This window comes from Hyalangium gracile (assembly GCF_020103725.1).
GTDB lineage: Bacteria > Myxococcota > Myxococcia > Myxococcales > Myxococcaceae > Hyalangium > Hyalangium gracile.
This window is the reverse complement of the sequence record NZ_JAHXBG010000005.1, coordinates 514,887-539,687: the sequence shown is the minus strand read 5'-3', so window position 1 is coordinate 539,687 and position 24,801 is coordinate 514,887. Positions and strand designations below refer to the sequence as shown.

Here is a 24,801-nt window from a genome sequence, read left to right as displayed (position 1 = left end):
CCCGCCGAACTCCTTTGGCGTGCAGCGGTCGAGAGAGCGCTAGAACCATATGGGCGCGAGAAGCCTTGGGTCTACGGCTGGTGCTCTCAAGCGCATCGCTACTCAGCGCAGGCAGTTATTCCATTCGACGATAAGCGGGTCGTCCGTTTCGCACGAAGAGGCGTGGAGGCAATTGAGTCAGCCGTCGAGAGCTTCCTCAAGCAGGCCTCTTTTCGGGCGCTCTGGGACGAAAAGGAGGTCTGGGGAGTCGTCGCTTCCATGGTCGCGACGCTCCCCATGGATGCTGATGAGCAACTCGTCCGAGACGCGCTGGGGAAGCGACTTGAGCGCCTGACTCTCCCTGGACCGACGGTCGTCGTGTTCCCAGTCTCCCACGTGGGCTGGAAGGGGCCCCCCTTGGTCGTCGGTCAGGCTGTGCTAGGACGCCTGGGTCGTGAGTGGATGACTGCGCTGGAGGGCGTCTATGGCTCCCCTGTCTCTCTTGCGGAGGCCGGTGTCTGGTGGTGGGAAAAGAGCGCTCTTGCAGAGATGGATGCCTCGCGGGAGCCACCCGTCGTCATAGCGGTCGTGGTGCCTTCAGCAGGAGAACGAGCCCACAAAGTCGCTGAGACCGTATTCGAAGACCTCGTCGAGCTGTCCCTGCTGTTCGAGCCCAATTTGGAGTCTCGGGGGCTCTACAGCCTGCGGGGAGATGTCTTCCGCCCAGGAATCAGAGGGCTTCGAGTAGACCGACATGCCCTTGAGAGCATTGGCAAGACCTGCAAGCCTGTCCTGAATGAGCTCGCCGCCTCCATCTACATCCAGTCACGTGTGCCCGGTGGAACTCGGCACTACTGGTACGGAGAAGATCCATGGCCGCTGGAGGATCTTCTCCAGGACGATGAGCGGCGGGCCAACATCGTGGCGGTAATGTCGGATCAAGGGCCTATCGCCAGGAGATTTCGGATCTCTGCGAAGTGGTACGCCAGGGCTTACTGGTCATCGAGCGAGCATGAGTCGATCCTGGCTCTAGGCATTGCCTTGGAAGCCCTTCTCGGGGAGAGCGGGGGAGGGCCCGGAGCGATCCTCGGTGAGAGATACGCCTTGCTGCACTCCAACCCAGACGAGCGCAAGCAAGCTTATGACTACTTCATGAAGAAGATCTATGAGGGGCGGAGTGCCGTGGCGCATGGCAGGGCCTCTAGCCTCTTGGACGACTTTCAATTCGTCAGGGACGTTGTCCGACGCACGGCCTGGGTTGCAAACTCCCTGTGGGCCTGGGTGAAGGAGCGCAATCTTCAGAGTGATGAGGATCACCGCAAGCTCTTCAGTGACCTCAAATGGGGAGTGAAGCCCTCCAACCCGATGCACGCGAAGCGGCCCAAGGCGACGCCGAGGCGATTGGGCAGTGGGGCGGCGGTACGCAAGAAGCCCTGAGTCATCCGTGACCGACGCAGTGCCCACCTGTGCCTGGACGTATTATGAGTGGACCATGTCTTCTCTCGAAGATGTCAGTCAGGCTGCGGTGCGCGCCTTGTCACGCCTCTTCACGCGCGCGCAAATCGAACTCCCCCCACCGCAGCGCTCACCGACGTCTCACTCGAGCTCACGCGCGCGAAGCAGCGGCACATCCTCGTCGTTCTCCTAGAGAAGCTGCAGCTCGATGCGGACACCTTCACCCGGCTAGATGAGGCCCTGCATGAGGCCATCCGCCGGAAACGGGCCCTGCCCGGGAGCGCGCAGGATGACCGAACCGCCTAGTTGGCACTCCTGCGGCTGCTAGCTAGAGTACAGCAGCTTGCCCAGAAGTTCCCCGAGGTCGAGGTAGAGATGCCCCTCGTTTCCGAGCTCACCGAGCGCGGCGCGAGTATGCGGATTCGCGCGGTCGAGTTCATCTTGCGCAGGCTCATCGACGAGCGCTACCCCTCCCAACAGGCACTCTGAGCCTGCCCCGATTTTGTGGACACCCCAGATGAGTCGAAACACGAGAGGATGTGTCCCATGGAACGAAGGAAGAGGCGGAGTTTCACGCCCGAGTTCAGGGCGGAGGCAGTCCGGCTGGTGAGAGAGGGGACGAAGTCGCTGCCCCAGGTAGCCAAGGACCTGGACTTGACCGAGTCAGCCCTGAGGCTCTGGGTGAAGCAGGCAGACTCGGGGCAGGCTCAGAGTGCCCAAGCCAGGCAAGACGACGAGTATCAGCTTCTCTCTCTCCGGCGATGGAACGGTGACCATCGACGAGAAGTGACCCACGTTGAGCAGCGGGTCTACGTCATGTTCTTGGGGTAGGTGTTCAGCGCGGTTGCTCAGCAGCACGCTCTCGAAACAGATGCATGTGCCCGAAGCCGTGGAGCCCTAGGGACGTAAAAGGGGCGTAACCGACTGAACGCCTGCGCACCCGTCCGGACGATTCAGTCCACACCGAGGACGAACCGCAAACGTCCGATTTCAGAGGGAAAAAGGTGGCGGTAGGGCATGAGAATCGAACTCACCAGGGACCGCTCTCACGGCCCCTCACCGGTTTTGAAGACCGGGCCGGCCACCAGATCCGGAGGCCCTACCATCTTCGAATCTACCGCCCCGTCGACCGGATGTCGTCAACGGCGCTCTTGCTGCCTGTGCCTCAGTCCAGCCCGCGCTCCCACAAGTCATCCTCGTCGAGCCCCACCAAGTGCCCCACCTCGTGCATCACGGTGATGCCGATCTGCTCGATGAGCTCCTCCCGCGTCCTCGCGAAGCGCTCCAGGTTCTTCTGGTACAGCACGATCGCCGCCGGGAAGTGATCGTATGCATTCGTCACGCTGCGCTCGCCCACCGGCGTGCCTCGGAACACTCCCAGGATGCACGGCGACAGGGGAGGGGACTGGCCCGTGAGATCCTCGTCCGACGGAATGTCCTCCACCGAAACCGTGGCGTTCTCCAGGTAGCCCTTCACGTGCTCCGGCAGCGCCTTCACCGCCGCCTCCAGCGCCCCGTCGAACTCCTCCTCGGACAGCTCCACCGGCGGCGGGAACTCCTCCGGCATCAGCGTCTGCGCCTTCCCGAAGCGCTTCTTCGCCTCCTTCATGTCCCCGCGCCGCTCCGCCATCAGCCCCAGGTAGTGGTGCGCCCACGCCTCGTCCGGCGCGTCCTTCAACACCCGCTCGAACGCCGTCTGTGCCTCCCTGAAGCGGCACAGCTCGAACAGCGCGATCCCTCGCTCCACCAGCGCGTCCACCGAGCGCGGCATGTGCTCCAGCGCTGCCTCCAGGCTGGCGAGTGCTCGCTCGCTCTCGCCCACCTGGTTCAGCCCCATGCCCTCCAGGAGCAGGAACTCGTACACCAACTCCACATCGTCCACGCGCTCAGCCAGCTTCCGGCCTCGCACACACAGCGTGAGTCCGTCCTCCACCGCCTCCCGGTCCTCGCCCATCCGACAGATGAGGAAATCCGCCGCTCCCAGGAGAACCTCCAGGTCCTCCGGCTTTGCCTTCAGCGCGCGGTGATAGGCCTGCGCGGCTTCCTCGTGCTGACCCAGCTCCGCCAGTGCCGCGGCGCGGTAATGCAGCGCCTCCGGGAGCCCCGGCGCCTCCGCCAGCAGCGCGTCCACCTGCTCCAGCGCGGCCTCGAACTCCTCTGACTCGAAGGCACGCGCCACCTGCCCCAGCCGCGCCTCCATGTCTCCCGGGCCCGTGCGCTTCGCCGTCCGCTTCCCCATCATGAACGGCCTCATATCCAGGCCTCACAGTGCGTTGTCAACGCGGAGGGCGGTTGTTACCTTCGCTTCCTCCCTGGCGCGGACACGCCTGGTGCACCCCTGTGAACATCCTCGTCGTCGATGATGACCTGAATCTGTGCTCCAGCCTCTCCCACTTCCTGGAGGGGCATGGATTCACGGTCTACTCGGCTGGAGATGCCCTCCAGGCCCTCGACGTCTTGGAGCGTGAGCGCATCGAGCTCATCATCACCGACTACCTCATGCCCCACCTGGACGGCATCCGCTTCACCGAGATGCTCAAGGCGGACCCCCGCTTCCAGTCCATCCCCGTGCTCCTCATCACCGCCTCGGTGGATGACTCCATCACCGACAGGGGCATGCGCAAGGGCGTGGCGATGACCCTCCAGAAGCCCGTGGACATGGGCCAACTGCTCAACCTCGTGCGCTTCGCCGAGTAGGCTCGCCGACCCTCCAGCCGTCCTCCCGGGCACACCTGACACGTTCCGTGTTGACAACCCCGCCCTGACCCTTATTTTGGCGCTCGCCAGGGCCGAGTGCTAACGCCCGAAAATTCCATTCCCCAGTAGTTCCAGGAGGTTACGATGGCAGCGAAGGAGATCTTCTTCCACCAGTCCGCCCGCGAGGCCATTCTGCGCGGCGTACGGATCCTGTCCGATGCGGTGGCCGTCACGCTGGGGCCCAAGGGCCGCAACGTGGTCATCGAGAAGAGCTTCGGCTCCCCCACGGTCACCAAGGACGGCGTCACCGTCGCCAAGGAGATCGATCTCGAGAACAAGTTCGAGAACATGGGCGCCCAGATGGTGAAGGAGGTTGCCAGCAAGACCTCCGACAAGGCCGGCGACGGCACCACCACCGCCACGGTGCTCGCCCGCGCCATCTATGAGGAGGGCCTCAAGCTGGTCGCCGCCGGCCACAACCCCATGGACCTCAAGCGCGGCATCGACAAGGCCGTCGAGGTCGTCGTGGCCGAGCTGAAGAAGCTCTCCAAGCCCACCGCCGACAAGAAGGCCATCGCCCAGGTGGGCACCATCTCCGCCAACGGGGATGAGACCATCGGCAACATCATCGCCGACGCCATGGAGAAGGTGGGCAAGGAGGGCGTCATCACCGTCGAGGAGGCCAAGGGCCTGGAGACCACCCTCGACGTGGTGGAGGGCATGCAGTTCGACCGCGGCTACGTCTCTCCGTACTTCGTGACGAACCGCGAGCGCATGGAAGTCGTCCTGGACGACCCCTACATCCTCATCAGCGAGAAGAAGGTCTCGTCGATGCAGGACATGATCCCCATCCTCGAGCAGGTGGCCCGCTCCGGGAAGCCCCTGCTCATCATCGCCGACGAGATCGAGGGCGAGGCCCTGGCCACCCTGGTGGTGAACAAGATCCGCGGCGTGCTGAACGTGGCCGCCGTGAAGGCCCCCGGCTTCGGCGACCGCCGCAAGGAGATGCTCAAGGACATCGCCACCCTCACCGGCGGCATGGTGGTCAGCGAGGAGCTGGGCCGCAAGTACGAGGCCCTCACGCTCAATGATCTGGGCCGCGCCAAGCGCATCACGGTGGACAAGGACAACTCCACCATCGTGGACGGCGCCGGCAAGAAGGCCGACATCGAGGGCCGCATCAAGCTCATCCGCTCGCAGATCGAGACCGTCACCAGCGACTACGATCGCGAGAAGCTCCAGGAGCGGCTGGCCAAGCTCGTGGGCGGCGTGGCCGTCATCAACGTGGGCGCCGCCACCGAGACCGAGATGAAGGAGAAGAAGGCTCGCGTGGAGGACGCGCTGCACGCCACCCGCGCGGCCGTCGAGGAGGGCATCGTCCCCGGCGGCGGCGTGGCCTACCTGCGCACCCTGGGCGCCCTGGAGAAGATGAAGCTGGGCGGCGAGCAGGACTTCGGCGTGGAGATCATCAAGAAGGCCCTCACCCAGCCGCTGTGGAAGATCGCTTCCAACGCGGGCCTCGAGGGCGCCGTGGTCATCAACAAGGTCAAGGAGGGCACCGGCGCGTTCGGCTTCAACGCCCGCACCGAGGTCTACGAGGACCTGGAGAAGGCCGGCGTCATCGACCCGACGAAGGTGGAGCGCACCGCGCTGCAGAACGCGGCCTCCGTCGCCTCGCTGCTGCTGACCACCGAGGCCATGGTGGCCGACAAGCCGAAGAAGAAGGCCAAGGGCGGCGGCGCTGGCGCCGGCGGTGGCATGCCGGACTACGGCGGCGACGACATGGATTACTGAGCCGCGTGTAGCGGTCCCTGGACGGCCTGAGCTCGGGCCGTCCTCGGCGGGCCCCGGGTTGCCTCGCGAGAGGCCCCGGGGCTCTGCTTTTTCAGGCGTTGGTGGTGCTCAGCTTCAGCGCCCGGGACAGCTCGCGGCTGAGCGCGGGCGCGTCGAAGAGCAGCCGCGGCAGGCAGGCGATGGCTCCAGCGCGCAGCGAGTCCAGCGTCGTCTCCATGGTGAGGTGCTCCACCAGGACGATGAAGGGCGCCCCCTGAGCCATCGCCTTGCCCAGTTCCAGCGCCTTGCGGCCATAGGCCGGCGTGAAGTCCCAGCTCACGAGCACCGCCATGGGCGGCTCCATGGCCACCACCTCCGTGGTGGAGATGAGGCGCGGCTCCAGCCCCAGCCGCCCCAGCGCCTCGGTGACGATGCGCGAGGAGGTGGGGTTGTCGTCGATGACGTCCACTCGCTTGTTGGTGGCGGCCCGGGGCTGCAGCGGGGGCGCCGCGAGCGCCGCGCGGATCAGCGCGCGCACCTGACGGATGTCGTCGAAGGGCTTGAGCAGGTAGTCCATCACCCCCAGCTCCAGCGCCTCCTGCGTGGTGCCCAGCGAGGGGTAGCCCGTCATCAGCAGGATGCGGGCCTGTGGGTTCATCGTCCGCGCCTGCTGCGCCAGCGCCAGCCCCGACAGCCCCGGCAGGTTCTTGTCGGTGACGATGAGGTCCACCTGCTGGGTGCGCAGGAACTCGAGCGCCTCCTCGGCCGTGCCCGCCTCGATGACTTCGCACTCCTTGCTCATCAGGTCCCGGAAGACCATGCGGATGATGCTCTCGTCATCGACGATGAGCACCCGCTTGCGCTGGGTGGGCACCTCCGGCGCGATGGAAGGGAAGGCGACTCGGAAGACGGTGGAGGGCGGCGGCTGGTCCGGCAACGAGTCCGTGGGCGCCAGGCTGATCTCCGCGCGGTGCTCCTGGGCGATGCGCCGGCACACCGCCAGGCCCAGGCCCGTGCCTCGCTTGCTGGTGGAGACGTAGGGCTCGAAGATCTTGTCCCGCATCTCCCGGGGGATGCCCGGGCCCCAGTCCGCCACGTACATCACCGGCGCAGAGCCCTCCTGGGTGAGCATCAACTTGATGCGGCCCCGGCCCGTCATCGCGTCGCGCGCGTTGTTGAGCAGGTTGAGGGTGAGCTGCTCCAGCAGCCGCGCGTTGCCCTGGACGATGATGTTCTCCGGGGCCAGCACCTCCAGGGAGATGCGCGAGGAGTCCGAGTTCAGGGCGAAGAGCTTGGCCGCGGCCCACACGGCGGTGGCCAGGGGCATGCGCTGCTGGGGCGCGGCCCGGTCGCTGGAGAGGCGGACGAAGTCGGAGATGATCTGCTCCATCCGCTCCACCTGCGCCAGCAGCAGCTTCAGCGGGCCCACCGGCCCCGTCTCCTCGGCCAGTAGCTGGGCGTAGGCCTTCACTCCCAGCAGTGGCTGGCGCAGCTCGTGCAGGACTTCGGCCGCGAGCTGGGTGGCGCCCGGCCCCGAGCGCTGGAGTGCCACGGCCGCGGCCTTCGCTGCGGCCAGGTCACCGACCTCCAGGGCCTGCAGGAGGTGAGCGAGCGGGGCGGGAGTCTCCATGCCCCAGGAGCATGGCGGAGCCTGTGTTCTTGCGCAACGCACAGGACGCGGAATCCGTTGACCGGAGGCCGGACCCTGCGGATGCTTCTGGCCCTACCCGAGCCCCCTGGCCGGGTCCCCGGAGACCGACATGCCGCAGACCAACCCGTTCCACTCGCTGGTGCCCCGCAAGCTCTCCGACTCCGAGCTGGCCCGGTCCATCCGGCTGAACATCGAGGCGGAGCTGGACGCCATCAACCTCTACGCCGCGCACATCGAAGCGACGGACAACGCGGAGGCCAAGGCCATCCTCCAGCATGTCATGGACGAGGAGCGCGAGCATGCCGCGCTCTTCTGGCAGCTCATCGCCCGGCTGGATCCCGCGCAGGCCCAGCACGATCGCGAGGCCTCCAGGAAGTACCAGCTCATCGTCTCGGGCGCCCCGCACGAGGCGGTGGAGGCCGTGGGTGAGGGCGGAGCAGAGGGTGGCGCTGAGCAGGAGCCGCCGCTGCCCAAGCAGCTCACCGTGGGCACCCTGCGGCGCTGAGGTCCGGCGGAGAGGCTAGCCCGCCACCTTGCGCTCGGCGGGCGTGGCCTCCAGGTCCATCGCCGCCATGTAGATGACGTTGCGGGTGCCGCGCTTTCCCCGGTACATGGCGCGATCGGCCATGTCCAGCAGCGAGCCCTTGTCCCGCGCGTGCTCGGGGAAGCTGGCCACGCCCACGCAGGTGGTCAGGGTGATGGAGATGCCCTCGCGCGGCACGAAGTGGTGGTTCTCCATGGTGCGCCGGATGCGCTCGGCCACCTTGAGCGCCCCGCCCGAGTCGGTGTTGCGCAGCAGCACCACGTACTCGTCGCCGCCGTAGCGCACGACGATGTCCCGCTCGCGCACGCAGCCCTTGAGCACGCGCCCCACCTCCACGAGCAGCCGGGAGCCCACCAGGTGGCCGTGCGTGTCGTTCACGGCCTTGAAGTGGTCCAGGTCCATGAAGAGCAGGCTGAAGGTGCCCTCCGTCTGCTGCGCGTTCTTCACCTCGCGGTCCAGCGCCAGGTGCAGGTAGCGCATGTTGTAGAGGTGGGTGAGATCGTCCATGTAGGCCAGATCCTCCACCTCCGCGAAGCGCCCCAGGTTGCGCAGCGCCAGCGCGTAGTGCCGCGACAGGTAGCTGGCCACCTCCGTCAGGTTGTCCGGAGGCGCGTCGGAGAAGAAGAGGACGATCTGCCCCAGTAGCAGCTCCCCGTCGCTCGCGGGGAAGGTGAGCACGTGCGTATGATCGACCGGCAGCCCCTCCAGCGTCCGGGGGGCGCGCACGCCCTGCAGCTGGGCGGAGAGCAGGGGCTCGAGCTTGGACACCAGCTCCGGCTCCAGGCCCGCGGAGCCGTGGAGCCGCAGGGGGCCTCCGTCACGCAGCAGCAGGATCACCCCGCCGGCCCACGTCTGCGCCTCGAGCGCGCTCGAGACGGCGATGGCCAGCCGGTCGCGATCCAGCGTGGTGGCGATGCGCTGCCCCATCTCCAGCAGGGAGACGTACTGGCGCAGGGACGCGTTCTCCTGCAGCAGATCCCTCGTGGTGAGGGCGCGGCGGATGGCGTGCTGGAGCGCCTCGGGCGCCACGGGCTTCACCAGGTACTCGGCCGCGCCGCTCTTGATGGCGCGCACGGCCGGGTCCACCTTGTCCAGGCCGGTGATCACCACCACCTCGATGCCCGGGTAGCGCTCCTTCGTATAGCGGAGCACCTCCATGCCGTCGGCACCGGGGAGGATGAGGTCCGTCACCACGGCGTCATACTCCGCGGACTCGAGGGCCTCGCGGACCTCCTCGAACCTGCAGACCGCCGTGACGGTGTGCCCGGACGCGCGCAGGTAGTCCCCGTAGAGGGTCCGCGCCATCTTTTCGTCATCGACGAGGAGGATCCGCGCCATCGATTCGCGACTTACCATCAATGGCCGGGACGCTGCTAGCCTCCGGCCCGTGGCTCCTTTCGAAAGCGGACGGCGGCTGTGTCTGCTCGTCGAGGCGGGTGAGACGCGCTACGCCATCGAGGCGACTTCCGTCATGGAGGTGGCCCTGCCGGGCAGTGACGGCACCAGCCTGCGAGGCATGCTCGAGGTGAAGGATCTGTCCGTCCTGCTCGGCGGGCCGCCCGAGAGCGGGACGGGCATGGTGGTGGTGCTGGACGTGAGCCCCACGCTCGCGGTGCGCGTCCGCTCGGTCGTCGAGGTAGCGGACGTGGCGCGCACCCCGTTCTTCCTGCTGCCCGCGGGGCTCGGAGAGACGCTCGCTCCGCTCAGCCGGGGCGCCATCCTCCACAAGGAGCGGCTCTACCTGGAGCTCATCGCCGAGTCCCTGCCGCAGCGCGGTGTCCCGCGAAACCCGGCGTCTCCGAGCCGGCCCGTCCAGCTGCTCGACAGCCCGCCGGAGCGAGCCCTCGTCTTCGAGTCCCAGGGGCGCCTGTTCGGGCTGCCGCTGGGCCTGGTGTCCCAGGTCGTCACTCGGGGTGAAGCGTTCAGTATGTTACCTGTCCAGAGCGGGGCGGTGGCTGGCGTCTTCCCCCATGCCCAGGTGCTCTGGCCCATCTTCTCGGTGCCGGCGATGCTGGGCGCCTCGGCCCAGGTGGAGGCCTTCTTCGTCCTCACGGAGATGGCCGGTCAGAACGTGGGGCTGTGTGCCACCCGAGTGCTCGGCGTGCTGCCGCGCTTCGAGCCGACGAGCGAGCGCGGGGAGTTCACGGCGCCAGGACTGCCCGGCCCCGTGCTCTTCATGGATCTGCAGCACATGTTTTCTTGATTGCCCCGGAGCGCAAACCCTAAGCTGCCCGGATTGACACCGGGTGTCCGCCGTCTCCAGACGCCCTGTTTTCCCAACGAATTCTGGGGGTTGATGCCCCCGAGGCCCGACGCCGATGCCGAAGAATCTGCTGGTCGCCGACGACTCCCTCACCATCCGCAAGGTCATCACGATGATCTTCGCGACCGAGGACTTCCAGGTGACCGCGGTGGACAACGGGTTGGATGCGATCGCCCGCTGCCGTGAGCTGCGCCCGGATGTGGTGCTGGCCGATGTGATGATGCCCGGCAAGAGCGGGTACGAGGTGTGCGAGGCGCTCAAGAGCGATCCGAACACCCAGCACATCCCCGTGCTGCTGCTGGCCGGAACCTTCGAGGCCTTCGACGAGAACCGCGCCCGCGCCGCCCGCGCGGATGACCACATCACCAAGCCCTTCGAGAGCCAGGTGCTGCTCGACAAGGTGAAGGCCATGGTGGGGCAGAAGTCGAACACCATGCCCGCCTCGGCCGCCACGCAGGTGACTCCGCAGGCTGCCGCCGCCCCCGCGCCGCGGCCGCCCGGTCCTCAGGCTCCTCCCGCCGCCGCCGGTGGGCCTCGTCCTCCGGGGCCCGCGGGCGTTCCGCGTCCTCCGGGGCCGGGGATGCCGCCGGGGCCGGGCATGCCGCCGGGCGCTCGTCCCCCTGGGCCGGGCATGCCGCCGGGACCCGGGATGCCGCCGGGGCCGGGCATGGCGCGTCCTCCGGGGCCGGGCATGCCGCCGGGGCCGGGCGCTCCGCGTCCTCCGGGACCGGGGATGCCGCCGGGGCCGGGCGTGCCTCCGGGTGCGCGTCCTCCCGGGCCGGGGATGCCTCCGGGACCGGGCATGGCGCGTCCGCCGGGGCCTGGAGTGCCTCCGGGGGCCGTTCCGCGTCCTCCGGGACCGGGAATGCCGCCGGGTCCAGGTGCGCCGCCGGGTGCGCGTCCTCCGGGGCCGGGGATGCCTCCGGGGCCGGGCATGGCGCGTCCGCCGGGGCCTGGTGGGCCGCCCGCGCCGGGCATGCCCGGTGGGATTCCGCGTCCGCCGGGTGGCGCGGGGCTGCCGTCCGCTCCCGCGGGAGCTCAGCCCGTGCCGCGTGGCCGCGATCCGTTCGGCCTTGGAGCGCCCGCGCCTCAGGGTGGGCCGCAGCCGCGACAGCCCGAGGCTTCCATCTCGATCGAGGACTCCCTGCCCGAGCCGGGCGGCGCCGAGGAGATCTCCCTCGACGTTGGCGCCCCGGCGCAGGCCCCCGCGGGCCGTCGGCCCGTGGCCGCGGATGGCGGAGAGGCCCTGCTGCGAGAGGCGCTCTCGAAGGCTTCGCGTGAAGTCATCGAGAAGATCGCCTGGGAGGTAGTACCGCAGCTCGCCGAGACCATCATCCGTGAGGAGCTGGATCGGCTGATCAAGGACCGAGAGACGCAGCACTGAGTTTGAGTTGCCTACCCTGATCTGATGCCGGCCCGCGGGCCGGCCCCCCGCGATGACCGACACAATCGAGCTGTCCAAGGCCTACGAACCCACCGAGGTCGAGAGCCGCTGGTCGAAGTTCTGGCTGGAGCAGAAGTACTTCCACGCCGAGTCCTCGTCCGACAAGCCGCCCTTCAGCATCGTGCTGCCGCCGCCCAACGTGACGGGCAGCCTGCACCTGGGGCACGCGCTGACCGCCACCATCGAGGACACCCTCATCCGCTGGAAGCGGATGAGCGGCTACAACGCGCTCTGGATGCCCGGCACGGACCACGCCGGCATCGCCACGCAGATGGTGGTGGAGAAGGAGCTGAAGAAGACGGAGAAGAAGAGCCGTCACGATCTGGGCCGTCCGGAGTTCCTCAAGCGAGTCTGGGAGTGGAAGGACACCTACGGCAAGCGCATCGGCGAGCAGCACAAGTACCTGGGCGCCTCGCTGGACTGGGACCGCGAGCGCTTCACCATGGACGAGAAGTCCTCGGCCGCGGTGCGCGAGGTGTTCGTCCGGCTGCACGAGGAAGGGCTCATCTACCGGGCCCAGAAGCTCATCAACTGGTGCCCCTCGTGCCACACGGCGCTCAGCGATCTGGAGGTCGACCACGAGGAGCAGAAGGGCTCGCTCTGGCACCTGCGCTACCCCGTGAAGGGCACCGACCGGGCCCTCGTCGTCGCCACCACGCGCCCGGAGACGATGCTCGGCGACACCGCCGTGGCCATCCACCCGGATGACGAGCGCTACAAGGGACTGGCCGGAGGCACGGTGGTGCTGCCGCTGGTGGGCCGCGAGATCCCCATCGTCGCGGACGCCGAGCTGGTGAACATGGAGTTCGGCACCGGCGTGGTGAAGGTGACGCCCGCGCACGACTTCAACGACTACCAGACGGGGCTCCGGCACAACCTGCCGATGATCTCGATCTTCGATGACAACGCGCGCACCAACAAGGAGGCCGGCTCCTACGCGGGGCTGGAGCGCTACGAGGCGCGCAAGAAGGTCCTCGAGGAGCTGTCGCTCCAGGGGCTGATGGAGAAGGAGGAGCCGCACAACCTCTCCGTGGGCCACTGTCAGCGGTGCCGCACGGTGGTGGAGCCGCGGCTGTCTCCGCAGTGGTTCGTGAAGATCGAGCCGCTGGCCCGGCCAGCCATCGAGGCGGTGGAGCAGGGCCGCACGAAGTTCGTCCCCGAGACGTGGACGAACACGTTCTTCCAGTGGATGAACAACATCCACGACTGGTGCATCAGCCGCCAGCTCTGGTGGGGACACCAGATCCCCGCCTACTACTGCACGGCGTGCAGCCCGCGGGTGGGGGATGACACGGACCTGCCCATCGACGCGCCGACGGTGCGCGTGGGCGGCGTGGACTTCTCCCGGGCCGAGCCCATCGTGGCGCGCCAGCAGCCGGCGCACTGCCCCAAGTGCAACGGCACGAACTTCACGCAGGACCCGGACGTGCTGGACACGTGGTTCAGCTCCGCGCTCTGGCCTTTCTCCACGCTCGGCTGGCCGGAGCAGACCGCCGAGCTGAAGACCTTCTACCCGACGTCCGTCATGGAGACGGGCCACGACATCATCTTCTTCTGGGTCGCCCGGATGATGATGATGGGCCTGCACTTCATGGGCGACGTGCCCTTCCGCACCGTCTACCTGCACGCGATGGTGCGCGACGAGAAGGGCGAGAAGATGTCGAAGACGAAGGGGAACGTCATCGATCCCCTCGACATCATCCTGGGCGCTCCGGCGGACAAGCTCCCGCCCACGCTGCGCAACAAGTTCCCCCAGGGGATGCCGGCGTTCGGCGCGGACGCGCTGCGCTTCACGCTGGCCTCGCTCACCCAGCAGGGCCGCGACATCAAGCTGTCGATGGATCGCGTCGCCGGCTACAAGGCCTTCGGCAACAAGCTGTGGAACGCCAGCCGCTTCGTGCTGATGAACCTGGGCGGCTTCCGCCTGGACACGCGCCCCATCAGGGAGCGCGAGCTGACGCTGGCGGACCGGTGGATCCTCGCCCGGCTGCAGCGCGCCATCGTGGACACGCGCCTGGCGCTGGAGACCTACGCCTTCTCCGACGCCGCCTCCACGCTGTACCAGTTCCTCTGGTCCGAGTTCTGTGACTGGTACATCGAGCTGTCCAAGGGCTCGCTCTACGGAGACGACGAGCGCTCCAAGGACAACACCCGCGCGGTGCTCGTGTTCTGCCTGGAGCGCATCCTGCGGCTGCTGCACCCGTTCATGCCGTTCATCACCGAGGAGATCTGGCAGAAGCTGCCCATCCACCGCACGGCGGACTCGATCATGATCTCGCCGTATCCGGAGCCGGACTCGCGGCTGGCGGACTTCGCGGCCGAGACGGAGATGGCGCCCGTGGTGGCCGCCATCGAGGGCATCCGCGCCATCCGCGGCGAGAGCAACCTGCCGCCCTCGGTGAAGCTGGTGGCGCACGTGCAGAGCACCAACTCCGCCCTGCGCGCCACCATCGAGCGGTGCCGCGGCTACCTGATGCCGCTGGCCGGCCTGTCCGACATGCGCGTGGAGCCGCCCGGGCGCAAGCCTCCGCAGGCCGCCGCCTACGTGGGCTCGGAGCTGGAGATCTACGTGCCGCTGGCCGGGCTCATCGACGTGGACGCCGAGCGCGACCGTCTGGGCAAGGAGCTGGCTCGGGCGGACCAGGAGCTGGCCGGCGTGCTGCGCAAGCTGGAGAACCCGAACTTCGTCGCCAAGGCCCCGCCGGATGTGGTGGAGAAGGACCGGGCCCGGGTCGAGGAGCTGAAGGCCCGCAAGGCGAAACTGCAGGAAAACCTCGATCGTTTGGCCCCGGAGGCCCCCATGCCCGAGAACCAGGAGACGCAGCCGGAAGCAGAGGACACGCTCGCCAACCCCCAGACGGGACAGGTGAAGGTGGCCCCGCCTTCTTCCCCAGCGGAGGGCGCCGTGGACCTCAGCAAGGAGCTGAAGAGCGAGCTCGAGGAGGGTTCCGACATCGTGAACCCGCAGATCACCGACGCGCTCAACAAGCTTCGTGAGAGCACCAAGGAAGGGCTGACCGCCAAGGACCATGAGGACCTGGGCGTCGCGTACATGAGCATGGGGCTCGTGGACGACGCGAAGCGCGAGTTCGAGCAGGCCAAGCAGGGTGAGGAAGGCAGCCCTGCCGCCGAGAAGGCTCCGGCGAAGAAGGCCGCCGCCAAGAAGGCCCCGGCCAAGAAGGCGGCCCCCGCGAAGAAGGCCGCTGCGACGAAGAGCGCGCCGAAGGCTCCGGCGAAGAAGGCTGCCGCGACCAAGGCTCCGGCCAAGAAGGCCGCTGCCAAGAAGGCCCCGGCCAAGAAGGCTGCCGCCAAGAAGGCCCCGGCCAAGAAGGCTCCGGCCAAGAAGGCTCCGGCCAAGAAGGCTCCGGCCAAGAAGGCTCCGGGCAGGAAGGCTCCGGCGAAGAAGGCCGTTGCCAGGAAGGCCCCGGCGAAGAAGGCCGCCGCCAAGAAGGCTCGGCGTTAAGGAGACAGGACTTGAAGGACTACCTCGACCGCCTCATCGAGCTCGCGATGGACGAAGACCTTGGGGCTGCGGGGGATGTGACCTCCAACGCCCTGGTGCCTCCCGACGCGCTGGGCTCCGGAGAGCTGGTGGCCAAGGAGCAGCTGGTCCTCGCGGGGCTCGAGGCGTTCACCCGGGTGTTCCACTACGTGGACCCCGAGGTGAAGGTCGAGCACCTCCAGCGTGATGGCACGGAGCTCAAGCCCAAGGCCGTGGCGGCCAAGGTCTCCGGCCGGCTGCGCTCGCTGCTCGCCGCAGAGCGCACCGCGCTCAACATCGTGCAGCGCATGTCCGGGATCGCCACGCTCTCCCAGCAGGCCCGGACGGCCGTGCGTGGCTCCAAGCTCCAGGTGCTCGACACGCGCAAGACAGCTCCAGGCATGCGTGGCCTGTCCAAGGAGGCCGTCCGGCTCGGTGGCGCCTCCAACCACCGCTTTGGCCTCTTCGATGGGATCCTCATCAAGGACAACCACATCGCGGCGGTCGGCGGCTCCATCCGGGAGGCCCTGCGCCGCGCCCAGGCGAATGCCCCGCGACTGGTGAAGATCGAGATCGAGGTCACCAACCTCGAGCAGCTCGTCGAGGCCATCGAGGGCGGCGCGGACGTGGTGATGCTCGACAACATGGATGACGAGCAGATCCGCAAGGCGGTGGAGATCACCGCTGGCCGCGTGCCGCTCGAGGTCTCTGGCGGCGTCGCCCTGGAGCGGCTCCCGCGCCTGGCCAAGCTGGGCGTGGACTTCGTCTCCATGGGCTCGCTGACGCACTCGGCGCGGGCCATGGACCTGTCGCTGGAGATCGCCACGACTCGAAGCTCCAAGGGCGCCAAGGCCAGCCGCAAGCGCCGGGGCTGAGCGTCGGGGCAGCCCCCTGCGCCCCGGGATGATGTCCCGGGGTGTTAACGGCCGTTGCTGAAGAACTCGGTCCGAGGCTGGCCTTCCGCCGAGGCAGGGGCTCCCATCTCCATCATCGCAGCGAGCGTGGGCGCCACGTCCATGGCGTTGATGGCGTGCAGGTACGTCCCGGGCTTCACTCCCTTGCCCGCGAAGACGATCGGGATCTGCTGATCGTAGCTGTACGGCGTCCCATGGTTGGTGCCGGCCGGCATGCTGCTGATCACCTGGAACGGCTGCGGCACGATGAGCACGTCCCCGCTGCGCCCCGGGTAGTAGCCCCGGCGCACCGGCGCCAGGAGCCCCGCCACGTCCGGCGCGGTGTGGAGGTCATCCCTCGCCACCGCCGTCGCGATGCCGGGCTGCTTCGCGAGCCAGGCCGCCGCGGCCCGTCGCACCGCCGCTCCATCCAGCTTGGGATCGTCCAGGGCCTTCCCGATCAGGTAGAGGTCCGACTCCTCCTGGATGGCCGTGATGTCCGTCTGCGGAAAGCGGGTCCGCAGCTCCTGCGTGAGCCCCTGCGCCAGCTCCTTCGGGTTCAACCGCCGGGCGGGGACACCCTCGGAGGCCCAGTGCTCGGGCACCGCCGCGCCTCCATGGTCCGCCGTCAGCACGATGAGCAGGTTGGCACGGCCTCCCGCGGCCCGCTCCGCGGCGGTGACGAGCTCGCCCACCGCCCGGTCCAGCCGATACAGCGTGTCCTGCATCTCCCAGGAGTAGGGGCCATAGGCGTGGAAGACGAGGTCCGTGCCGCTGAAGCTCACCGCGAGGATGTCCGGCACCTCGTCCTTGCCCAGGGCCTCTCCCTCCAGCGCCGCCTTCGCCACCTGCACGAGCAGGTCATTCGAGAACGCCGAGGCCGCCAGCGCCGAGTACGAGCGAGGCCCAGGCGCCTGCAGCCCACCGTTGAGCGGGTGGGGGAAGACCCGGCCCAGCCCGGGCCCTTCTTCCTCGTACGAGCGATCGTCCTCGCCCAGGTACTCGGTCCTGGGCAGCAGCAGCGTCCATTGCTGCGAGAAGTACTTGTCCGCCAGCCCGCGCGCGTTGAAGTCCTTCAGCCACGTGGGGAACTCCTTCGTGTACCAGGTGCCGGTCACGTACTTCCCCACCGTCTCGTTGAACCAGTACGCCTGCCCCAGCCGGCCCCCGAGCGCGATGGCCGACCGCCCCTTGCCTGAAAGCGCCACCACCTTGCCCCGCGCTCGCGAGGTCATCCGCAGCCGGTCCCCCAGCGTCTCCGCCATCAGGTTGAGCGGGCTGGTGTCCCCTCCCGTGGCCACGGACAGGGGCACCTCCAGCACCGGGTGCGCCTCGTCCTTGAAGACGCTCGCGGGGGCCCCCGTGCTCCGGTCCACGACCCGGTTGTCGACGATGCCGTGCCGCCAGGGGTCCGCGCCCGTGATGAGGGTGGTGTGCCCCGGCGCCGTGCGCGGCTTGGCGTAGTCGTAGCGGCCGTTGGGGAAGAAGGCTCCTCCGTCGAGCAGTTGACGCATCCCGCTCTTGAACTTCGGGCGGGTACGCAGCAGCAGGTCCGACCCCAGCGCGTCCACGGTGATGAACAGGGTGAGCCGCGGCGGCTTCGCGAGCGCGGGGAGGGCGGCAAGGACCAGGGCCAGGGCGAGAGGGCGCACCATAGAAGGGGCATCTTCGCCGCCAGATGGTCAGAAGCAACCAACTGGACACCTCAGCGTCTTGGACACCCCCCGCCGCCCTGTTACGGTCCGCGCCCGCATGGTGGAAGCGCGGCTCCGAGTCATCTACGGCGACACCGACCAGATGGGCGTCGTCTATCACGCCAACTACTTCCGCTATTTCGAGTTCTCCCGCATGGAGTACTTCCGCCTCCGCGGCGGCAGCTACCGCGACATGGAGCGCGAGGGCTACATGCTCCCCATCGTCGAGGCCTCCTGCCAGTACAAGTCCCCCGCGCACTACGACGACGTGCTCCTCATCCGCCCCACGGTGAGCGAACTTCGCCGCGTCTCCATCCTCTTCACCTACGAGGTGGTGCGCGAGTCGGAGCCCACCACCGTGCTGTGCACCGGCCGTACGCTCCACGCCTGCGTGGGGCGGGACGGCAAGCCCAAGCGTTTCCCGGACGCGTTCGTCCGCATGCTCGAGCAGTCCCCCTGAAGGTTCCACCTGCTTCCCAAGGAGTCCCCACATGGATCGCAACCTGGCAATGGAGGCCGTGCGCGTCACCGAGATGGCGGCCATCGCCTCCGCCCGTCTGATGGGCCGCGGCACCAAGAACGAGTCGGATCAGGCCGCCGTGGACGCCATGCGCCGCGCCTTCGACGCGCTCTACATCGACGGCACCGTCGTCATCGGCGAGGGCGAGCGTGACGAGGCCCCCATGCTCTACATCGGCGAGAAGGTGGGCCGCCGCTCCGAGGGCGTCCCCGAGGTGGACATCGCCCTGGATCCCCTGGAGGGCACCAACCTGGCCGCCTATGGCCGCCCCGGCGCCATCTCCGTCGTCGCCATGGCCGGCAAGGGCTGCCTGCTCAACGCCCCGGACACCTATATGGAGAAGCTGGCGGTGGGCCCCCGCGCCCGGGGCGCCATCGATCTGCGGCGCACCCCCACGGAGAACCTGCGCGCCATCGCGGAGAAGCAGAAGGTCTACGTGGAGGACCTGACCGTCGTCATCCTCGACCGCGAGCGGCACGTGGACCTCATCAAGGAGGTGCGGGCCGCGGGCGCGCGCATCCGCCTCATCGAGGACGGGGACGTGGCCGGCGCCATCTCCACCTGCTTCGAGGAGACGGGCGTGGACGTGCTCATGGGCATCGGCGGCGCGCCCGAGGGCGTCATCTCCGCGGCGGCCGTGCGCTGCGTGGGCGGCGACATGCAGGGCCGGCTGGTGCCGCGCAACCAGGGCGAGATCGATCGCGCCAGGAAGATGGGCATCACCGACATCAGCAAGATCTACACGGCCGAGGAGCTGGCCCGGGGCGAGGTGATGTTCGCCGCCACCGGCGTCACCTCCGGCGACTTCCTCAGGGGTGTGCGCTTCTTCGGCGGCGGCTGCGAGACGCACTCGGTCGTCATGCGCAGCAAGACGGGCACCGTCCGCTTCGTGCAATCCGTCCACAAGTTCGACAAGAAGCCGGGGTACATTCTCTAACGGCTCGACTGCCTGCTACTCGCTTCGGAGAGTCACACCATGCCTGGCGCTACCCGCTCGATCGTCATCAACGCCCCCGTGGAGAAGGTGTTCGACACCATCATCCAGTACGAGAAGTACGCGGAGTTCCTCTCCGAGGTGAAGGAGATCCGCACCTCCAACCGACAGGGCAACGAGGTCAACGTCCACTACAAGGTCGACGTCATCAAGACCGTCAAGTACACCATCCGCTCCAAGGAGGAGCGGCCCCACCGCGTGTCCTGGACCTTCGTGGAGGGCGAGTTCATGAAGGACAACAAGGGCAGCTGGGTGCTCGAGCCCGCCGGCGAGGGGAAGACCAAGGCCACCTACACCGTCGAGATGGCGCTCGGAGCCCTGGTCCCCAAGACGATCGTCAACACCCTCGTGGAGGGCAACCTCCCCAAGATGCTCGAGGCCTTCAAGAAGCGGGCGGAGACGACCTGATCCCCATGGCTCACTGCGTCATCCGCGCCGGAGCCTGGACTCACCTGGGGCAGGCGGACGCTCGGCCCCTGTTCTAGCGGGGTTGCGCGGCGGGATGGCCATGCCCATGGGTGCAGGTTGGACGGCTTGCGGGCCGCCACGACTGCATTAGAATCAACGTACCCAGTGGCGGTGGGTCGGATGCCAACCATGACATTCCTGGCACACAGGGGTGTGGCTTCGATGTCGGGCGGTGAACGAGCAGCGGGCCAGTCAGCAAGGGCTGTACTCCCAGCGGAACGGGGGACCTTAACTTGCATCTAAAGGGGACAAGGCCTGTAACGGGGTTGGGGTGGCGGGCGTACACCGGGGTATGTAGGCTGAGGGAGAGCGAACCCATGCTGGACGCCTTCATCATCGAAGAGATCAAGCGCCGCGAGCGCAGTCGCGAGGATCGCGAGCGCCCCGCGGTGGAGCTGCCGCTGCCGGTCCCTCCGGATCGTCCCCACCGTCGCAGCACGGAGACGGACGACGACGAGAAGCCGCAGCGCGGCGTCGTTGTCATCGACCTCTGAGGCCGAGTCTCACCGGTCTCGGCGTGGCCATGAGCCCGCGGAAGGCGTGTCCCCCTGGGGACTGCCTCTCGCGGGCTTCGTGCTTTCTGGTGGGCCGCCCGCCTAGGCCTGCACCAGCGTGAGCAGGTGTCGCGGGTGGTAGAGGTTCCACAGCGGCCCGCGGACCGTGCTCATGGATTCCAGAACCGTGCGTTTCCAATCGGCGGGGATGGCCTCCTCGCCGTGGAATGCGCCCAGCAGCGCGCCGGTGATGGCGCCGTGGGCATCCGCATCACCGCCGCGATTCACCACATCGATGAGCCCGGCCTCGAAGCTGGGGGCGTGCAGCAGCTCCCAGAAGGCGAGCCGGAAGGCGGTGCGCACGTGCCCGTACTGGCGGTGCAGGTGGAGCTCGGGCCCGTAGAGCATGGGGTCCGGCTGCTGGGCCGCCTCCAGGTCCGCCATGAGGAGCGTCTTGGCGAACGTTATCTCCTCGATGAGATCACCAAGCGAGCGGGCGAGGAGCGGGGCGCCCACGGAGAGCCCGGTCTGCGCCGCGGTGATGAGCTCCTTGGGCTCCAGCGTCGCGCCGCCGGTGATGGCCTTGGCGATGGCCGCGTTGAGGGCCACGCAGGCGAGCTGGCAGCGCGGATCGTAGTGGGTGAGGGCGGAGTCCTCGAAGGAGGCCTGAATCCGGGCCGTGTCATCCTTGGCGAAGTAGACGCCGATGGGGGCCGTGCGGGCCAGGCTCCCGTTGGTGCACGAGCGGCGGTAGGTGCGCAGCCAGACGCGGCGCCCGGCGCCGAGCACCGCCATGCCGGAGTCCATCTCGTCCAGCACCTCGCGGAGGTACTCGCTCATGTCGAAGGAGTGGGCCTTCCAGGCGCGGTAGCGGCGGGCGGCATCCGCCGCGCTGTAGCTCTTCACCTCGCGCAGGCTGGCCGCCAGGCAGCAGGCCATATGGGTCTCGTCCGTCACCTGGCCCTTGCGCAGCTCCAGGACGGGGGGCTCCAGGGGGACATTCTCGGGGATGCCCTCCTCCGGGAACTCCTGCAGCTCCATTGGCGCCTCCTCCACCTTGGGCAGCCGGGGCTTGATGATGCTGGCGGTGGGCGCGCGACGCATTCCGTCCGCCAGCTGTGGGAACAGCGGGGCAATGAGGTTGCGGCCGCGCAGCGGCGCGCCCAGCGCATCTCCGATGGCCAGGCCGAGCAGGGCACCCCGGCTGCGCAGGGCGGGGAAGGGATCGGGCCCCTGGGGACCTTTACGGCGTGGCGGCGGGGGCATGGCGGATGGGGAGGGGGAGGGGCTTCACAGGTGGACACTGTAGCAGCGAGAACGGTGTGCAAGCTTGCGAGCGTGGGGAGCGTCCTCTAGAACCCGGCGCCATGACCGAGATCGCTCAAGTCCTGGCGCGTGAAGTGCTCGACTCCCGTGGCAACCCCACCGTGGAGGCCGAGGTCCATCTGTCCGGTGGGGCCCGTGGCCGTGCGGCCGTGCCCTCCGGCGCCTCCACCGGCGAGCACGAGGTGCTCGAGCTGCGGGACGGGGACAAGAACCGTTACCTGGGCAAGGGTGTGAAGAAGGCCGTGGCGAACGTCATGGAGACGATCGCCCCCGAGCTCATGGGCATGGACGCCACCGACCAGGTGTCCGTGGACATGCGCATGCGGGAGCTGGACGGCACTCCCAACAAGGGCAAGCTGGGCGCCAACGCCATCCTCGCCGTGTCCATGGCCACCGCGCGCGCCGCGGCCGAGGCCTTTGGCCTGCCGCTCTACCGCTACGTGGGCGGCCTGCAGGCGCGCACCCTGCCGGTGCCGCTGATGAACATCCTCAACGGCGGCGCGCACGCGGACACCCGCGTGGACGTGCAGGAGTTCATGGTGGTGCCCGCCGGCGCCTCCTCCTTCGCCGAGGGCGTGCGCTGGGGCGCCGAGGTGTTCCACGCGCTGAAGAAGATCCTCAAGAGCCGCAAGTTCGCCACCGGCGTGGGCGACGAGGGCGGCTACGCCCCGGACCTGCCGGCCAACGAGGAGGCCCTCAAGCTCATCATGGAGGCCATCAGCGCGGCCGGCTTCAAGGCGGGCGAGCAGATCTACCTGGCGCTGGATGTGGCCGCGAGCGAGTTCTTCGACAAGGCCAGCAAGAAGTACAAGCTCAAGGGCGAGGGCAAGGAGTACGACTCGGCCGGCATCATCGACTACTACCGCGGCCTGTGCGAGCGCTACCCCATCGTCTCCATCGAGGACGGCATGGCCGAGGACGACTGGGAGGGCTGGCGGAAGATCACCGAGACGCTGGGCGGGAAGATCCAGCTGGTGGGGGACGATCTGTTCGTCACCAACGTGGAGCGCCTCAGCCGCGGCATCCAGACCAGCACCGCGAACTCCATCCTGGTGAAGGTGAACCAGATCGGCTCGCTGACGGAGACCTTCGACGCCGTGCGCATGGCGCACCGCGCCGGGTACACCTCCATCATGAGCCACCGCTCGGGCGAGACGGAGGACACCACCATCGCCGACCTGGCGGTGGCGCTCGACTGCGGGCAGATCAAGACGGGCTCGGCGTCGCGCTCGGACCGCGTGGCCAAGTACAACCAGCTGCTGCGCATCGAGCAGGAGCTGGGCGCGGGCGCGCGCTACGCGGGCCGCACGGCCATCAAGGGCACCCAGGCGAAGTGAGGCGCGGTGACTTCGACACGACGTCCTCGCATCCTGGTCTCCAATGATGACGGGTACTTCTCCGAGGGCCTCCAGGCCCTCGTGGAAGCCGTCAGCCCGCTGGGGGAGGTGTGGGTGGTGGCTCCGGACCGCGAGCAGAGCGCGGCCTCGCACGCCATCTCCCTGCACCGCCCCCTGCGCATCAAGGAGATCCGCGAGCGCTGGTTCGCGGTGGATGGTACCCCCACCGACAGCGCTTATCTGGCGATCAACCACCTCCTCAAGGATGATCGCCCCCAGATCATGGTCTCTGGGATCAACCACGGCGCGAACCTGGCGGATGACGTCACCTACTCGGGGACGGTGGCCGCGGCCATGGAGGGAGCCCTGCTCGGGGTGCCCGCCATCGCCTTCAGCCTCGCGTCCTCCGCGCCGTTCGACTTCAAGCCGGCGGCGCGGTTCGCCCGCTCGCTCGTGGCCGCCGCGCTCGCCCGGCCCCTGCCTCCGAGGATGCTCCTCAACGTGAACATCCCCGGCGGCGTGGAGCCGGATGGCTACGTCGTCACCCGGCTGGGGCGGCACTCGTACGGGTACTCCGTGGTGGAGAACGTCGACCCCCGTGGCCGGAAGTACTACTGGATCGGGGGCAGCGAGTACGAGCACGAGGACATCCCTGGCAGCGACTGCAACGCCGTCCACCTCGACAAGCGCGTGTCGGTGACGCCGCTGCACTTCGATCTGACGGACTCTGGCCGGATGGCCGATGTGGCGAGCTGGACGCTCGAGGGCTTCCGGCGCGTCGAGTCGGGTGGGTGAGGTTGGCGGGGCGGCGCGTCAGTCGAGCGGTCCTGGCGCTCCTCCTCGTTCTCGGCGCCACCGGGTGCGCCAGCTCCAGGGCTGCCTCCCGTCCAGAAGGGCGGGAGGCGCCTCCCTCGCCCTCGGAGGTCTCGGCGTCCAAGCCTTCGGCTCCTGCTGCTTCCGGGGGCGCCGCGGCGCTGCCCATCTCGCTGAGGGCTGGGCACCCCGAGCCGGAGCTCGTCTCGGTCCGACACAAGGTGGCTCCCGGCGAGACGGTGTTCCGCATCGCTCGCAAGTACGGCATCACCGTGGAGGAGCTGCAGGCGGCCAATGGCATCAAGGACCCGCGCAGCCTCTCCGTGGGCCAGGAGTTGCTCATCCCCACCGTGGAGCCCGAGCTGGAACCTTCCGAGCCGCATCTGGAGTGGGACGTGGCGGCGGCTCCTTCCACCAGCGGTGAGGCCAGCCGGCCGGCGACGGGAGGCGCGGGGGCTCCTGCCGTGGCGGGCCGGGTGGAGATGCCTCCGCGACCTCGCGTGTCGAGCCGTCCCACGAGCTCGCGCCCCGGGAAGGCCGCCTCACGTCCCGAGCCGGCGACCAAGGGGATGCTCGACTGGCCGCTTCGAGGCGTGCTGTACGGCCGCTTCGGCAAGAAGGGCCGGGAGCCTCATGACGGCATCGACCTGGCGGCACCCGCGGGGACTCCGGTCAAGACGGCCCAGGAGGGCACCGTCCTCTACGCGGGCGAGCAGCGCGGCTACGGGCTCATCGTCATCGTCCAGCACACGAATGGGCTCATCACCCTGTACGCCCACAACCGGGATCTGCGCGTGAAGACGGGGCAGACGGTGCGTCGCTCCCAGGTCATCGCCACGGTGGGAGAGTCCGGGCGCACCTCGGGGCCCCACCTGCACTTCGAGGTCCGCGTGGACGGCAAGCCCGTGGACCCGGCCGACTACCTGGGGCCCCTCCCAGCCTCGTGAGGCAGGCAGGCGGGGAGGGGGATGGCCT

General features: G+C 68.4%; 20 protein-coding genes, 1 tRNA gene and 1 pseudogene. 16 read left to right on the top strand and 6 right to left on the bottom strand.

The features are described from left to right. Positions 1-162: 162 nt before the first annotated feature. Both KY572_RS47755 and KY572_RS12950 read left to right on the top strand, forming a co-directional pair. Positions 163-1,416 carry a HEPN domain-containing protein gene (locus KY572_RS47755; RefSeq protein WP_224242888.1) on the top strand — a complete coding sequence of 418 codons (1,254 nt, stop codon included), beginning with the start codon at positions 163-165 and terminating at the stop codon, positions 1,414-1,416. 564 nt (positions 1,417-1,980) lie between these two features. Beyond that, positions 1,981-2,202, top strand: a pseudogene (locus tag KY572_RS12950) (transposase); the annotation flags it as partial. Positions 2,203-2,439: 237 nt separating this feature from the next. On the opposite strand, the gene KY572_RS12945 reads toward KY572_RS12950, so the two are convergent. After that, positions 2,440-2,538: transfer RNA gene (locus KY572_RS12945), tRNA-Sec, on the bottom strand. A 61-nt stretch (positions 2,539-2,599) separates the two neighbouring features. Then, on the bottom strand, positions 2,600-3,673 hold the full coding sequence (locus KY572_RS12940; protein WP_224242910.1) for a metallopeptidase family protein: 1,074 nt from the start codon (positions 3,671-3,673) through the stop codon (positions 2,600-2,602). Positions 3,674-3,774: 101 nt separating this feature from the next. On the opposite strand from KY572_RS12940, the gene KY572_RS12935 reads away from it, so the two are divergent. Next, complete coding sequence (locus KY572_RS12935; RefSeq protein ID WP_224242886.1) at positions 3,775-4,131, top strand: response regulator; 357 nt, start codon at positions 3,775-3,777, stop codon at positions 4,129-4,131. A 144-nt stretch (positions 4,132-4,275) separates the two neighbouring features. After that, positions 4,276-5,925, top strand: coding sequence for a chaperonin GroEL (groL, locus tag KY572_RS12930; protein ID WP_224242885.1), 1,650 nt, complete (start codon positions 4,276-4,278; stop codon positions 5,923-5,925). Between the two features lie 91 nt (positions 5,926-6,016). On the opposite strand, the gene sinK is transcribed toward groL, so the two are convergent. Further along, the gene (sinK, locus tag KY572_RS12925) at positions 6,017-7,534 is read right to left on the bottom strand and encodes a hybrid histidine protein kinase/response regulator SinK (RefSeq protein WP_224242884.1); all 1,518 of its coding nucleotides are present in this window, start codon (positions 7,532-7,534) and stop codon (positions 6,017-6,019) included. 130 nt (positions 7,535-7,664) lie between these two features. Between sinK and KY572_RS12920 the strand changes: the two genes are divergently transcribed. Next, on the top strand, positions 7,665-8,060 hold the full coding sequence (locus KY572_RS12920; protein ID WP_224242883.1) for a demethoxyubiquinone hydroxylase family protein: 396 nt from the start codon (positions 7,665-7,667) through the stop codon (positions 8,058-8,060). Positions 8,061-8,075: 15 nt separating this feature from the next. Here the strand turns inward: KY572_RS12920 and KY572_RS12915 are convergent, their stop codons facing one another. Then, a complete protein-coding gene (locus tag KY572_RS12915; protein WP_224242882.1) occupies positions 8,076-9,437 on the bottom strand; it encodes a GGDEF domain-containing response regulator in 1,362 nt (453 codons plus the stop codon). 49 nt (positions 9,438-9,486) lie between these two features. On the opposite strand from KY572_RS12915, the gene KY572_RS12910 reads away from it, so the two are divergent. The 4 genes from KY572_RS12910 (at position 9,487) to nadC (ending at position 16,162) form a co-directional block, all read left to right on the top strand. Beyond that, entirely contained in the window at positions 9,487-10,302 is an 816-nt protein-coding gene (locus KY572_RS12910) for a chemotaxis protein CheW (protein ID WP_224242881.1), read from the top strand. Between the two features lie 115 nt (positions 10,303-10,417). Then, positions 10,418-11,746, top strand: a complete 1,329-nt coding sequence (locus KY572_RS12905) for a response regulator (protein WP_224242880.1) — start codon at positions 10,418-10,420, stop codon at positions 11,744-11,746. 52 nt (positions 11,747-11,798) lie between these two features. Continuing rightward, positions 11,799-15,269, top strand: a complete 3,471-nt coding sequence (locus KY572_RS12900) for a valine--tRNA ligase (protein ID WP_224242879.1) — start codon at positions 11,799-11,801, stop codon at positions 15,267-15,269. A 47-nt stretch (positions 15,270-15,316) separates the two neighbouring features. After that, the gene (gene nadC, locus KY572_RS12895) at positions 15,317-16,162 is read left to right on the top strand and encodes a carboxylating nicotinate-nucleotide diphosphorylase (protein WP_224242909.1); all 846 of its coding nucleotides are present in this window, start codon (positions 15,317-15,319) and stop codon (positions 16,160-16,162) included. A 44-nt stretch (positions 16,163-16,206) separates the two neighbouring features. Here nadC and KY572_RS12890 read toward each other — a convergent pair whose 3' ends face one another. Continuing rightward, the gene (locus tag KY572_RS12890; protein WP_224242878.1) at positions 16,207-17,835 is read right to left on the bottom strand and encodes an alkaline phosphatase family protein; all 1,629 of its coding nucleotides are present in this window, start codon (positions 17,833-17,835) and stop codon (positions 16,207-16,209) included. Positions 17,836-17,932: 97 nt separating this feature from the next. Between KY572_RS12890 and KY572_RS12885 the strand changes: the two genes are divergently transcribed. From KY572_RS12885 to KY572_RS12870, 4 genes are all read left to right on the top strand, one after another. After that, positions 17,933-18,334 carry an acyl-CoA thioesterase gene (locus KY572_RS12885; protein ID WP_224242877.1) on the top strand — a complete coding sequence of 134 codons (402 nt, stop codon included), beginning with the start codon at positions 17,933-17,935 and terminating at the stop codon, positions 18,332-18,334. A gap of 31 nt (positions 18,335-18,365) precedes the next feature. After that, positions 18,366-19,331, top strand: a complete 966-nt coding sequence (glpX, locus tag KY572_RS12880; protein WP_224242876.1) for a class II fructose-bisphosphatase — start codon at positions 18,366-18,368, stop codon at positions 19,329-19,331. Between the two features lie 39 nt (positions 19,332-19,370). Further along, positions 19,371-19,796, top strand: coding sequence for a type II toxin-antitoxin system RatA family toxin (locus KY572_RS12875; protein ID WP_224242875.1), 426 nt, complete (start codon positions 19,371-19,373; stop codon positions 19,794-19,796). Positions 19,797-20,173: 377 nt separating this feature from the next. Further along, the gene (locus KY572_RS12870) at positions 20,174-20,350 is read left to right on the top strand and encodes a hypothetical protein (protein ID WP_224242874.1); all 177 of its coding nucleotides are present in this window, start codon (positions 20,174-20,176) and stop codon (positions 20,348-20,350) included. Positions 20,351-20,452: 102 nt separating this feature from the next. On the opposite strand, the gene KY572_RS12865 is transcribed toward KY572_RS12870, so the two are convergent. Then, positions 20,453-21,616 (bottom strand): ADP-ribosylglycohydrolase family protein, encoded by a 1,164-nt coding sequence (locus tag KY572_RS12865; protein WP_224242873.1) that lies wholly within the window; start codon positions 21,614-21,616, stop codon positions 20,453-20,455. A 101-nt stretch (positions 21,617-21,717) separates the two neighbouring features. Between KY572_RS12865 and eno the strand changes: the two genes are divergently transcribed. The 3 genes from eno to KY572_RS12850 all read left to right on the top strand — a co-directional run bounded on the left by eno (position 21,718) and on the right by KY572_RS12850 (position 24,773). Beyond that, positions 21,718-23,013, top strand: coding sequence for a phosphopyruvate hydratase (gene eno, locus KY572_RS12860; RefSeq protein ID WP_224242872.1), 1,296 nt, complete (start codon positions 21,718-21,720; stop codon positions 23,011-23,013). Between the two features lie 6 nt (positions 23,014-23,019). After that, entirely contained in the window at positions 23,020-23,808 is a 789-nt protein-coding gene (gene surE, locus KY572_RS12855) for a 5'/3'-nucleotidase SurE (protein WP_224242871.1), read from the top strand. A 179-nt stretch (positions 23,809-23,987) separates the two neighbouring features. Continuing rightward, a complete protein-coding gene (locus tag KY572_RS12850; protein ID WP_407659953.1) occupies positions 23,988-24,773 on the top strand; it encodes a LysM peptidoglycan-binding domain-containing M23 family metallopeptidase in 786 nt (261 codons plus the stop codon). The last annotated feature ends 28 nt before the right edge of the window (positions 24,774-24,801 follow it).